Annotated in this window: 10 protein-coding genes, 2 pseudogenes and 1 riboswitch; of the genes and pseudogenes, 6 read left to right on the top strand and 6 right to left on the bottom strand. The window is 62.1% G+C overall.

What is annotated here, in order from left to right; genetic code table 11:
- Positions 1-315, bottom strand: a 315-nt coding sequence (locus CAK78_RS22595) for a hypothetical protein (RefSeq protein WP_141214110.1), incomplete at its 3' end; no start/stop codon positions are given.
- A gap of 133 nt (positions 316-448) precedes the next feature.
- Between CAK78_RS22595 and CAK78_RS03540 the strand changes: the two genes are divergently transcribed.
- The 3 genes from CAK78_RS03540 (at position 449) to CAK78_RS03530 (ending at position 4,200) form a co-directional block, all read left to right on the top strand.
- Complete coding sequence (locus CAK78_RS03540) at positions 449-2,122, top strand: sensor histidine kinase (RefSeq protein WP_176452651.1); 1,674 nt, start codon at positions 449-451, stop codon at positions 2,120-2,122.
- 46 nt (positions 2,123-2,168) lie between these two features.
- Complete coding sequence (locus CAK78_RS03535; protein ID WP_094696380.1) at positions 2,169-2,900, top strand: LytR/AlgR family response regulator transcription factor; 732 nt, start codon at positions 2,169-2,171, stop codon at positions 2,898-2,900.
- Positions 2,901-3,009: 109 nt separating this feature from the next.
- Positions 3,010-4,200 carry an L-lactate MFS transporter gene (locus CAK78_RS03530; protein ID WP_176452650.1) on the top strand — a complete coding sequence of 397 codons (1,191 nt, stop codon included), beginning with the start codon at positions 3,010-3,012 and terminating at the stop codon, positions 4,198-4,200.
- Between the two features lie 75 nt (positions 4,201-4,275).
- Here CAK78_RS03530 and CAK78_RS03525 read toward each other — a convergent pair.
- From CAK78_RS03525 to CAK78_RS03510, 4 genes and pseudogenes are all read right to left on the bottom strand, one after another.
- Positions 4,276-5,247: pseudogene (locus CAK78_RS03525) on the bottom strand (5-(carboxyamino)imidazole ribonucleotide synthase); the annotation flags it as partial.
- A pseudogene (locus CAK78_RS03520) lies at positions 5,237-5,401 on the bottom strand (AIR carboxylase family protein); the annotation flags it as partial. The pseudogenes CAK78_RS03525 and CAK78_RS03520, both read right to left, overlap by 11 nt.
- Before the next feature lie 62 nt (positions 5,402-5,463).
- Positions 5,464-5,766, bottom strand: a complete 303-nt coding sequence (locus CAK78_RS03515) for a P-II family nitrogen regulator (protein WP_005306985.1) — start codon at positions 5,764-5,766, stop codon at positions 5,464-5,466.
- A gap of 4 nt (positions 5,767-5,770) precedes the next feature.
- Positions 5,771-6,697 (bottom strand): sodium-dependent bicarbonate transport family permease, encoded by a 927-nt coding sequence (locus tag CAK78_RS03510; RefSeq protein ID WP_176452649.1) that lies wholly within the window; start codon positions 6,695-6,697, stop codon positions 5,771-5,773.
- 111 nt (positions 6,698-6,808) lie between these two features.
- Between CAK78_RS03510 and CAK78_RS03505 the strand changes: the two genes are divergently transcribed.
- The 3 genes from CAK78_RS03505 to murI all read left to right on the top strand — a co-directional run bounded on the left by CAK78_RS03505 (position 6,809) and on the right by murI (position 10,754).
- Positions 6,809-7,711 carry a LysR family transcriptional regulator gene (locus tag CAK78_RS03505; RefSeq protein WP_010635666.1) on the top strand — a complete coding sequence of 301 codons (903 nt, stop codon included), beginning with the start codon at positions 6,809-6,811 and terminating at the stop codon, positions 7,709-7,711.
- A gap of 35 nt (positions 7,712-7,746) precedes the next feature.
- A riboswitch (cobalamin riboswitch) is annotated at positions 7,747-7,924 on the top strand.
- Positions 7,925-7,976: 52 nt separating this feature from the next.
- Positions 7,977-9,854, top strand: a complete 1,878-nt coding sequence (locus CAK78_RS03500; RefSeq protein WP_094696378.1) for a TonB-dependent receptor domain-containing protein — start codon at positions 7,977-7,979, stop codon at positions 9,852-9,854.
- 105 nt (positions 9,855-9,959) lie between these two features.
- Entirely contained in the window at positions 9,960-10,754 is a 795-nt protein-coding gene (gene murI, locus CAK78_RS03495) for a glutamate racemase (RefSeq protein WP_094696381.1), read from the top strand.
- A gap of 18 nt (positions 10,755-10,772) precedes the next feature.
- On the opposite strand, the gene CAK78_RS03490 is transcribed toward murI, so the two are convergent.
- Positions 10,773-11,267 carry an RNA recognition motif domain-containing protein gene (locus CAK78_RS03490; RefSeq protein WP_094696377.1) on the bottom strand — a complete coding sequence of 165 codons (495 nt, stop codon included), beginning with the start codon at positions 11,265-11,267 and terminating at the stop codon, positions 10,773-10,775.
- Positions 11,268-11,527 lie beyond the last annotated feature (260 nt).

The raw sequence follows: 11,527 nt of genomic DNA, 5'->3' as shown, positions 1-11,527 counted from the left end.
TGCTTGGACTGACTGGTACTTTTCAGTGAGAATTTTGCCATTAAGCATCACTATCGGTGCATCACTTTCCGTCGACAAGGTGCGAGCTTTAAACGTTAACCCGTTATCGGGAGAGGTTAGCCTGGCTGCCAGTACTTGAGCCGCCGGGCTTGTTGTGGAAATGACTTGTTGTCCCGGATGTAGCAAGCTGATGGAGGATTGACTGTCTTTGCTGGCTGTTGCTTGCCAGGTCACTCTCTGGCTCAGTGTTTGTGCCTCGATCTGGCTGGCAATCAGTAGAGGGGTGAGTGCAAGCAGCAAGAAGTTCCTTTTCATGATGTGTATCTCCAGTGTGATGGCCCCGAATGGGGTCAATTTCTCTATCGGCGAGCATTAGAAAAAGCTTAGACCGACCTGGAGTGGCACAATGTACAGCCTTGGTGTTTTACATGTGGAAGAGGTGCGGGTGTTGCTCGAAAATCAGATGATGTTGTTGGCGGTGTTCGAACGGGCGGCGCTGATGCTGATGACCCTGTTCTTCCTGACCCGCACCCGGCCGTTCCAGCGGCTGTTCCAGAAGCGGGACCACACCCCGGCCGAACTGGTGCTGGTGGCGGCCATCTTCTGCCTGTTCGCGGTGTTCAGCACCTACACCGGCATTCCGGTGGAGGGGGCCCTCATCAACGTGCGGATCATCGCCATCATCTCCGGCGGTATCCTGTTCGGCCCCTGGGTCGGCATTCCGGCCGGGGTCATCTCGGGTCTGCACCGCTACCTCATCGACATGGATGGCCACACCTCGATCCCGTGTCTCATCGCCAGCATCATCGCCGGCCTGCTGGCGACCTGGCTGCACCTGCGCTGCCGCAAGTCGCGGCTCTGGCTGTACGGCATCCTGGCGGGGATGGCCTGCGAGGGGTTGACCATGCTGCTTATCTGGCAGCTGACCGAGCCCCATGCAGTGGGGGTGGAGATCGTCAGCCATATCGCCTATCCGATGATCGCCGGGGCGCTCTGCATCGGTCTCATCATCAAGCTGGTGCAGGACCTGGACGACGAGAAGGAGCTGATCGCCGCCAAGCAGGCCAAGCTGGCACTCGACATCGCCAACAAGACGCTGCCGTTTTTCCAGAACATCGATCGTCACTCCCTGAGCCAGGTGTGCGGCATCATTCGCAGCGAGATCAGCGCCGATGCGGTGGCCATCACCGACACCCGCGACGTGCTGGCCTATGTGGGGGTGGGCAAGGATTACTACGAGCTGGACGAGCACCACGCCATCAGCGACATGACCCAGCGGGCGGTGCTGCTGGACCAGATCATCATCAACAACGATCTGCGCCAGTACCATCTGGCCGATTTCCACTCGGTCATCATTATTCCGCTGCGGGAGAACGGCGCCGTCAGTGGCACCCTCAAGATCTACTACCGCCGCACCCACAGCATCACCAGTTCCCTCAAGGAGATGGCGGTGGGCCTCTCCCAGCTCATCTCCACCCAGATGGAGGTGTCGCGCATCGAGCAGCTCAAGGAGATGACCCGCAAGGCGGAGTTCACCGCGCTGCAGAGCAAGATCAACCCGCACTTCCTGTTCAACGCCCTCAACGCCATCTCATCCTTGATCCGCATCCGGCCCCAGCAGGCGCGCCAGCTGATCGCCAATCTGGCGGACTACCTGCGTTACAACCTCAACAAGGGGGATACCCTCATCGACATCCAGGAGGAGCTGCAGCAGGTGCGCGACTATGTGGCCATCGAGCAGGCCCGCTTCGGCGACAAGCTGGCGGTGGTGTTCGAGGTGGACGACGTGCACATCCAGGTGCCGAGCCTGCTGTTGCAGCCGCTGGTGGAAAACGCCATCCTGCACGGCATCCAGCCCCGCAGTGCGCCGGGCCGGGTCACCATCGAAGTGAAACAGCTGGCGGGCGGCATTCGGGTAGCTGTGCGCGATACCGGCTACGGCATCAGCCAGGCCGTGATCGACGGGGTCGCCGCCGGGCGGGTGGAGAGCCGCAGCATCGGCCTGATGAACGTGCATCAGCGGGTCAAGCTGCTCTATGGCGACGGCCTGCACCTCAAGCGGCTGGAACCGGGTACCGAGGTGAGTTTCTATCTGCCGGATCAGGAGTCGATGCCATGCTGAGTGCCATCATGAGTGAGGATAAGTGTGTGCTGCGGGAGGCGTTGTCATGCTGAAAGCCATCATAGTGGAAGACGAATATCTGGCTCGCGAGGAGCTGGCCTACCTGGTGGGGCAGCATAGTCAGATCGAGATAGTGGCGAGCTTTGAGGACGGGCTGGAGGCGTTCAAATACCTGCAGGATCACGAGGTGGACGTGGTCTTTCTGGATATCCAGATCCCCTCCATCGACGGCCTGCTGCTGGCCAAGAATCTGCACAAGTCGAGCCATCCGCCCCACATCGTCTTCGTTACCGCCTACAAGGAGTTTGCGGTGGAGGCGTTCGAGCTGGAGGCATTCGACTACATCCTCAAACCCTACAACGAGCCGCGCCTCATCAGCCTGCTGCAAAAACTCGAGCTGGCGGGCAAGTCGCAGACGGGGCAGGGGAACGAATCGGGCGCGCCGCACAATCGCACCGTCAATCTGGTGAAGGGGGAGCGCATCATAGTCACCCCCTGCGAGCAGATCTATTACGCGGAAGCCGACGAGAAGCTAACTTATGTCTACACCCGCGATGATCGCTACGTGATGACCATGACCCTCAGCGAGTTTGTCAGCCGGTTGCCGGCGGAGGGGTTCTTCCGTTGTCACCGCTCCTACTGCGTCAACATCAACAAGATCCGCGAGATAGTGCCCTGGTTCAACAGCACCTATCTCATCCGGCTCCATGACCTGCCGTTCGAGGTGCCGGTCAGCCGCAGCAACATCAAGGCGTTCCGTCAGCTGATGCGGCTCTGATTGTCATTCATTCCCGCCGATCTGCATTTCATGCCTTAATCGGTCGGCGGGAGTGGCGTCTTGCCTATAGTGGCCCCAGTTTCCTTAAGGCCATTGACCGAGACGCATCATGACCATCGATCTGAATCGCACCCGCTACCTCACCCTGTTGGGGACCATCATCACCCAGTTCGCGCTGGGATCCGTTTACACCTGGAGCCTGTTCAACGCCCAGCTCTCCGACAAGCTGGACGAGCCGGTCAGCCAGGTCGCCTTCGCCTTCGGCCTGCTCAGCCTCTCCCTGGCGGTGGCCTCCTCCCTGGCGGGCAAGCTGCAGGAGCGGTTCGGGGTGCGCAACGTCACCCTGGGTGCCGGCGTGCTGCTCGGCATCGGCTTCTTCCTCACCGCCCACGCCAGCAACCTGGCGATGCTCTACCTCTGTGCCGGCATCCTGGTCGGTTTTGCTGACGGTACCGGCTACCTGATGACTCTCTCCAACTGCGTGAAGTGGTTCCCGGAGCGCAAGGGGCTGATCTCCGCCTGCTCCATCGGTGCCTACGGTCTCGGCAGCCTGGGCTTCAAGTACATCAACCTGCTGCTGCTCTCCAGCAACGGCCTTGAGACCACCTTCCAGCTGTGGGGGCTGATCGCCATGTCCATGGTGCTGGTGGGCGGCATGTTGATGAAGGATGCGCCCAAGCAGGCCGCCGCCGTGCAGCAGAGCGAGAGCCGCGACTTCACCCTGGCCGAGGCGATGCGCAAGCCGCAGTACTGGATGCTGGCATTGATGTTCCTCACCGCCTGCATGAGCGGTCTCTACGTCATCGGCGTGGCCAAGGACATCGGCGAGAACATGGTGGGCCTGCCGGCCGTGGTCGCCGCCAACGCCGTCGCCGTCATCGCCATGGCCAACCTGGGTGGCCGGCTGGTGCTGGGCATCCTCTCCGACAAGATGTCCCGCATCCGGGTCATCACCATCGCCCAGCTGATCACGCTCGGTGGTATGGGATTGCTGCTGTTCGTGCCGCTCAACGCCAACCTGTTCTTCGTGGCGGTGGCCTGCGTGGCGTTCAGCTTCGGTGGCACCATCACCGTCTACCCCTCGCTGGTGAGCGACTTCTTCGGTCTCAACAACCTGACCAAGAACTACGGCGTCATCTATCTGGGCTTTGGCCTGGGCAGCATCATCGGCTCCATCGTGGCCTCCCTGTTCGGCGGCTTCATGGCGACCTTCAACCTGATCCTGGTGTTGCTGGTGGTGGCGCTGGTGCTCTCCCTTACCATCCGCCTGCCGGCGCCGGTATCGGTCGAGCGGGCCTGATCACCCGCCTGTCGCAGCAAGCAATGAAAAGACCCGGGCCTTGGCCCGGGTCTTTTTTTGTGCGCGGCTCAGGGCTCAGCGTGGCGGCAGCCCCAACAGCTGGCGCACCCGCTGGCAGGTCTCTTCCACCGTCGGCCAGTCGGCGGCGGTGATGGTGACATGGCCCATCTTGCGGCCGGGGCGGGGCACCCCCTTGCCGTAGAGGTGCAGATGCACGCCGGGCAGTGCCAGCAGGGCGGCCCAGTCCGGCGTGCCGGCCTGCCAGAGATCCCCCAGCAGGTTGAGCAGCATGGCGGGACGCACGGCGATCCGGGCGGGCAGCGGCAGATCGCACAGGGCGCGCACCTGCAGCTCGAACTGGCTGCACTCGGCGTTGTCGAGGCTGGGGTGACCCGAGTTGTGGGGGCGTGGCGCCAGCTCGTTGACCAGCAGCTTCCCTGCCACCAGGAAGAACTCCACCGTCAGCACGCCGACGTAGTCGAGGGCGGCGATCAGCTGCTCGGCGATGTGTCTGGCGTCGGCCTCCAGCGCCGGTACGTTGGCCGGGGAGCGGCTCTGATCCAGAATGCCGCCGCTGTGCCAGTTCTGCACTAGTGGCAGGGCACCGATGGCACCGCTCGGGCTGCGGGCCAGGGTCAGGGAAAACTCACCTTCCAGCGGCAGGCGCTTCTCCAGCACGCAAGGTACGCCGCTGGTGGCCAGTGCGGCCGGCAGTTGGTCGGCGGCCTGAATGGTCCACTGGCCTTTGCCGTCGTACCCCTCGCGGGCGGTCTTGAGGATGGCGGGGAAGAGGATGGCGGGGAAGAGGTGATCCGGCAGCTCGGGCAGCGGCTCGCCCGGCTGCAGGGTCTGGTTGGGGGCGACCGGGATGCCGGCTCTGCTCAGGAAGGCCTTCTCTTCGCGGCGATCCTGACAGATGCGCACGGCACCTGCGGCCGGGCATACCGGCTTGTACTGCTCCAGCAGGGCCAGGGCGGTGGCCGGCACGTTCTCGAACTCGCAGGTGACTGCGGCGCAGCGGCTGGCCAGATCATGCAGCGCCGTCGGCATATTCGAACAGCAGATCCGGGGTGCGGTGGGCCGAGACCACGCGCGCCTCGTAGGGGACGCCATGCTCCTTGAGGATGCGGGCGGCGGCCTGCATCACGGGCCAGTCGGAGTCGGATCCCATTACCAGGCCGATCAGGGGAGGGGTATTCATGGCTATGACTCCTTGCAGTCAAACGTTTGTCTCTGGGTGGCAAAAAGAGCCGGCAAGCCGGCTCAGAATTTTTCGGGTCGCACGATTTCGACCGGTTGTAAAAAGGCGACCATGGCATAGTCGGGGTAGTAGCGACTCTGCAGGTGGGCGAGCAGGCGCTCCGCCTGTTCGCGGCTGCAGATCGCCTCCAGCCGGATGTTGCCGCTCTCGCTCCAGCTGGCGTTGCGCTCACCGTGGTCACCGCGCCCTCTGGCATCTGTGATGGTGTAGCCGCGCAGCCCCTCGCGGGTGAGGGTGCGCAGCAGGGTGGGTTCCAGGTTCGCTTCCGTGATGACGGTGAGCAGGGTGCGGATCTCGGTCTGCATGTGGCTACTCCGTGAAGTGGCGGGCCCAGCTGTGGTAAAGCGGGATCCCCAGCATGATGTTGAACGGGAAGGTGACCCCCAGTACGGCGCTGAGCGACAGGCCCGGATTGGCCTGAGGCACGGCGATGCGCATGGTGGCCGGCACGGCGATATAGGAGGCGCTGGCTGCCAGGGTGGCCAGCAGGGTCAGGCCACCCAGGGAGAGCCCCATCAGCTGGCCGATCACCAGGCCGAGGCCAGCCGAGGCGAGCGGCATCAGCAGGGCGAAGCCGAGCAGGAACAGGCCGTGGCGGCGCAGGTCCTGGCACTGGCGGGCGACGATGAGGCCCATCTCCAGCAGGAACAGGGCCAGCGCCCCCTTGAACAGGTCGACGAACAGGGGCTTGAGCGGGGCGATCCCGTCGGGACCGGCCAGATAGCCGATGGCCATGCCGCCGAGCAGCAGGGTGACCCCTTTGCCGAGAAAGGTTTCATGAGCCAGCCGACGCCAGCGGGTCTGCCGGCTCACTCCCTGGGCCAGCACTATGCCGATCAGGATGGCGGGGATCTCCATCACCGCCAGAAAGATGGAGAGCTGGGATTCGAAGCTGATGCCGCGTTCGGTGAGCCAGTTCACCCCGACCGCAAAGGTCGCCACGCTGACCGAGCCGTAGTGGGCGGCGGTGGCGGCGGCATCGACCCGGTTCATCTTGAGGCGCAGCACGGCGAACCCGGCCAGGGTCTGCAGTATGCCGAGCAGGATCACCAGCGCCAGTTGCGGTAATAACGGTTGCAGGGATTGCTGCGCCAGGCCGACTCCGCCCTTGAGGCCGATGGCCAGCAGCAGAAAGAGGGAGAGAGTATCGTAGAGCGCGGGCGGTAGCTTGAGCTCGGAGCGCACCAGACCGGCCAGCAGGCCAAACAGGAAAAAGAGTACAACAACATCCAGCATGGGAGTTCGCAGGAGGCAATTCACAGGGTGGTTGCATGCTAGAGTGCAAGATGTTTCGATAAAATCAGATTTTGATTGATGATTGTTCGGTAGAAACTGATAGGGGGCCCGATGCTCAACTACAAACAGCTCTATTACTTCTGGCACGTGGCGCGCAGCGGTAGTGTGACGCGGGCTGCCGAGCAGTTGCACCTCACGCCGCAGACCGTCAGCGGTCAGGTGGCCGAGCTGGAACTCTCCCTCGGGGTGGCGCTGTTCAACCGGGTGGGGCGGCGGCTTGCCCTGACCGCCGCCGGTCGCCAGGCGCTCGAGCAGGCCGGCGCCATCTTCTCGCTCGGCGCCGATCTCGAGCATACCCTGCGCCATGCCAGCCAGGAGCTGACCATGCAGGTGGGGATCGCCGACTCCGTGCCCCGTACCCTGGCGTTCGAGCTGCTGGCGCCAGCCATGGCGCTGGCCACCCCGCTGCGGCTGGTGTGCCATGAAGAGCGGGCGGAGCAGCTGTTCAGCGAGCTGGCCAGCCACAAGCTGGACATGGTGCTGATCGATCGCCCGCTCCCCCCCGACAGCGGGGTGCGCGGCTACAACCACGAGTTGGGGCGCAGCCCGCTGGCACTGTTTGCCAGCCCCGAACTGGCCGCCAGGGCACGGCAGGGCTTTCCCGCCTCCCTCGAGGGGCTGCCGCTGCTGATCCCGGGGGAGAAGTCGGCGACCCATGACAGCCTGCTGGCCTGGTATCGTCAGCAGGGCATTCATCCCCACCTGGTCGGCCAGTTCGATGATTCGACTCTGATGAAGTCGTTTGGCAAGGCGGGGATGGGGATCTTCCCGGCGCCGCTGGCCATGGCCGAGGAGATAGCACGGCTTTATGGTGTCGAACGGATTGCAACCCTGACCGAAGTGACGCTCTCCTACTATCTGGTGTCGGCCGGTCGTCATCTCTCCCATCCCGGTGTGCAGGCGGTGATGGCAGGGGCGAAGCAGAGATTGGCGGCATTGGGTGGCAAGAAATAGAAATCTGGATGGCTATACATCCGCCTCTGCTCTGCCTATAATCCCTGCGCTTTGGCGCATCATGCTTAATAGGGAATCCGGTGAAAATCCGGAGCTGGCGCGCAGCGGTAAGGGGGAACGAAGCGACATCAGGGCACTGCCATCGGGTGGGAAGCCGTCGCCGTAGGCCATCAGCCCCCCAGCCCGAAGACCTGCCAAAGTTCGTATTTCGGGCCGAGAGAAACCGGCCACGAAGTAGATGCTTACGCGAACTTAAGGATCTCTCATGTCCAAGAAATTATTGGCGGCTGCCCTGTTGCCAACGGCGGCGTTTGCCCAACCACTGACCATCCCCGTCAACCCCACCATGGTGGTGACCGCCACCCGTGTCGCCCAACCTGCCTCCAGTGTGCTGGCTCCCGTCAACGTGGTGACCCGTGACGAGATCGATCGTCTGCAAGCCCAGACCGTGACCGATGTGGTCAAGACCCTGCCCGGCGTGGAAGTGGTGAGCAATGGCGGCCGTGGCCAGCTGAGCTCGCTGCGGGTGCGCGGCGGTACCTCTTCCCAGACCCTGGTGCTGGTGGACGGGGTGCGTAGCGCCTCACTGACCGCCGGGATGACGGAGCTCAACAACCTGCCGCTCAACCAGGTGGAGCGCATCGAATATATCCGCGGCGCGCGCGCCACTATCTATGGTTCGGATGCCATCGGCGGGGTGATCAACATCATCACTCGTCCCGATCCCGCGACCAACAAGCACAAATTCAATGTCGGTGCCGGCTCCCACAAACAGCGCCAGGCCGCCTTCAGCAGCGCCAGCCAGATCGGTGACGCTGGCCAGCTCAAGGTTGCCGGGGGCTTCGATGACGAGACCGGCTACAACGTCCGTCCCATCGCAGGGGTGAACGATGGCGACAAGCACGGTCACCGGGGCTATAACGCCATGCTGGACTATCAGCATGCGCTGACCGGCAACTGGGATCTGTTCGGCACGACCCGCTGGTTCCGCAACATTGCCCAGTACGACCGATCGTCCGCTGCTTCTGCCTGGGGCCCGGCCTACCATCAGCGCAAGGAAACCTGGACCGAGAACCAGAGCTACCAGCTGGGGTCCCGTTATCACGACGAGCGTTACCTGAGCGAACTGCGCGGCGCCTTCTCCAAACAGGATGCCTACGACTACCCGGACAGCAGCGGCCGCGATCAGGCCACTGACCGACTCTATACCCGTCAGTACACCCTGAACTGGGTCAACAACGTCAAGCTGGACGAGAACTGGACCCTGGGTGGCGGCGCCGACTGGCAGCGCGACATGCTGGATGCCAGTTCCCGCTCCTCCGGCACCGCCTTCCCGAGCGATGCCGACGAGCGCGACAACACCGGGCTCTATGCTCTGGCCCAGTTTGACAACCAGACGTGGCAGGCCGAGCTGAGCGGTCGCAGTGACGACAACAAGCAATTTGGTCGTCACAACACCTGGCAGACCGGGGCTGGTTGGCGCTTCGCGGAGGATTATCGCCTCAGTGCCCGTTACGGCACTGGCTTTCGCGCCCCCTCCTTTAATGACCTCTACTACCCGAGCTCAGGCAACCCTGACTTGAAGCCGGAAGAGTCGAAGAGCCGCGAGCTGATGCTCGATGGTCAGACTGCCGGCGTCGAGTGGCGTGTGACCGGTTATCGCAACGACTTCGAGCAGATGATCCAGTGGGCACCCACTAATCCGAGTGATCCCAACAGTTTCTGGAGCCCTCAGAACGTTGGCAAGGCGCGGATCGAGGGTATCGAGCTGGAAGGGGAATTTGACACTGGCTGGCTGAGCCACCGGGTCTCTACCGAGTACAAGGATCCCAAGGACAAGGTGACCGACAAACAGCTGCAGCAGATCTCCCGCAAGGGCGCCAAGTGGGTGACTCAGGCACAGTGGCAGCAGTTCGATGGCTCCCTGAGCTGGATTTATCAGGGCGAGCGTTATGGTGATGCGGCCAACACGACCCAGCTGGGTGGCTACAGTGTCTGGAACCTGGCAGTGGGTTATCAGGTCGCACCTTCCTGGAAGGTCTCTGGCAAGATCAACAACCTGTTGGACAAGGAGTACCAGACTGCGGTGGGCTACCCGGCCGACGAGCGTGCCTATTATGTGACGGTCGACTACTCACTCTGATCCCGACCGTGATCGTCTAAATGAGGGGCCCCGCCATTGGTGGGGCCTTTTCTATTGGCGGCCGGCGGGAGTATGATCGCCGCCTTGCACCAAGGGGGAGCTCAAGTGGCCAATATTCTCGTGTTCGACTCCGGTATGGGTGGGCTGACCATCTACCGCGAGATCCGCCGCGCATTGCAGGCACACAACTATCTCTATTGCTTCGACAACGCCAACTTCCCCTATGGTGAGCTGAGCGAGCCTGCCCTGATTGCTGCCTGCACCCGACTGGTCACTACCATGGTGGCTCGTCATCATATCGATCTGGTGGTGATCGCCTGCAACACCGCCAGCACCATAGCGCTGCCTGCTCTGCGCGAGGCTCTGGCGATTCCCGTGGTAGGGGTGGTGCCTGCCATCAAGCCCGCGGCCGCGCTCACCCGCAACGGTTGCATCGGTCTGCTGGCGACACCGGGTACCGTCAGCCGTGAATACACCCACGAGCTCATCGCCCAGTTTGCGCCGGGCAAGCGGGTGCTGCTCAAGGGGGCGACCGAGCTGGTCATCGAGGCCGAACGCAAGCTGGCGGGTCTGCCGGTCAATATGGCGCTGTTGCGGGAAGTGCTGGCGGACTGGCTGGAAGGGGAAGAACACCCGGATACGCTGGTGTTGGGTTGTACCCATTTCCCATTGCTGGATGAAGAGATACGGCAGCTGATGCCTGCGTGCCAACTGGTGGATTCCGGCAGTGCGGTTGCCAAACGGGTGGCTCACCTGTTGACTGGTTTGGTCACGATACCGACTCGGATGGAAGATGTCGGGGGGAGCGCCTATTGCACCCGGCTGGATGCCCAGGCCCAGAAACTGACAGCCCCCTTGCAAGCTTGGGGGCTGTCATCACTCGAAGAGGTCAGATTCTAACAAGCGATCGGTTGCCGATCAGGCGTCAACCTCGTTGCCTTCTCGTTCATCTTTATCCCGCTTGTCATTGGCTTCGCGCACTTTGAGAGTGCGCTGCTGATACTCCTTGTCGTTGAGCGCGGCGATCGCCTTGGCGGCGTCCGCAGCAGGCATCTCTACGAAACCAAATCCCCGGCGCTTGCCGGTGGCCTTGTCCTTCATCAGGCGGACAGAGATCACCTGGCCCTGTTCGGCAAACAGTTCACGCACGGCTATCTCATTGGCACGGTATGGCAGGTTGCCTACATATAGGGTGCAGGTCTCCTGACTGGAGGCCTGTTCAGTGGCGCCGGCGGGCGCACGGTTGTTGAGGAACAGCGGTACCACGAAACCGCCGATGGCCAGACCCACAGCAAAAATCACTTCGGCTTTCAAAGAAAATTGCAGTGCCTGGGCAACCAGATAACCAACCAGTGCCAACACCAGGGCAAGGATGGCTGCCTGCACATAAACGGGAAACTTGGATAAATTCATCTTTAAAGACCTTTTGTAAATGAAAGCAAAAAAGGTGCAACACTCTATTCACCTCCATGGTAACCAGCTTTCCAGCCGGGCGCTACCATGGACCATTCGGGACACATTATCCGTTCCAGTATGGCATCCCTTGCGGGAGGAAGACCCACTTAAATGATGATAAAAGGGGTCTGAAATCATTGGGTTGTGGATAACATTGTATATATACACTGAGTAAGCTGTTTCTAATTGGATAATTTGAGATTTCCGTGACTTTCTTC

The sequence above is a fragment of the Aeromonas sp. A35_P genome (genome assembly GCF_002259925.1).
Classification (GTDB): domain Bacteria; phylum Pseudomonadota; class Gammaproteobacteria; order Enterobacterales; family Aeromonadaceae; genus Aeromonas; species Aeromonas dhakensis.
Note: the sequence above shows the minus strand (reverse complement) of the source record. Positions and strands in the feature narration are given on the sequence as shown.

What these genes read in the sequence shown, in the direction of transcription:
- CAK78_RS03530 (WP_176452650.1), top strand. Translation starts at nt 3,010, where the DNA reads ATGACCATCGATCTGAATCGCACCCGCTACCTCACCCTGTTGGGGACC.
- CAK78_RS03515 (WP_005306985.1), bottom strand. Translation starts at nt 5,766, where the DNA reads ATGCAGACCGAGATCCGCACCCTGCTCACCGTCATCACGGAAGCGAAC.
- CAK78_RS03510 (WP_176452649.1), bottom strand. Translation starts at nt 6,697, where the DNA reads ATGCTGGATGTTGTTGTACTCTTTTTCCTGTTTGGCCTGCTGGCCGGT.
- CAK78_RS03500 (WP_094696378.1), top strand. Translation starts at nt 7,977, where the DNA reads ATGTCCAAGAAATTATTGGCGGCTGCCCTGTTGCCAACGGCGGCGTTT.
- CAK78_RS03535 (WP_094696380.1), top strand. Translation starts at nt 2,169, where the DNA reads ATGCTGAAAGCCATCATAGTGGAAGACGAATATCTGGCTCGCGAGGAG.
- CAK78_RS03490 (WP_094696377.1), bottom strand. Translation starts at nt 11,267, where the DNA reads ATGAATTTATCCAAGTTTCCCGTTTATGTGCAGGCAGCCATCCTTGCC.
- CAK78_RS03505 (WP_010635666.1), top strand. Translation starts at nt 6,809, where the DNA reads ATGCTCAACTACAAACAGCTCTATTACTTCTGGCACGTGGCGCGCAGC.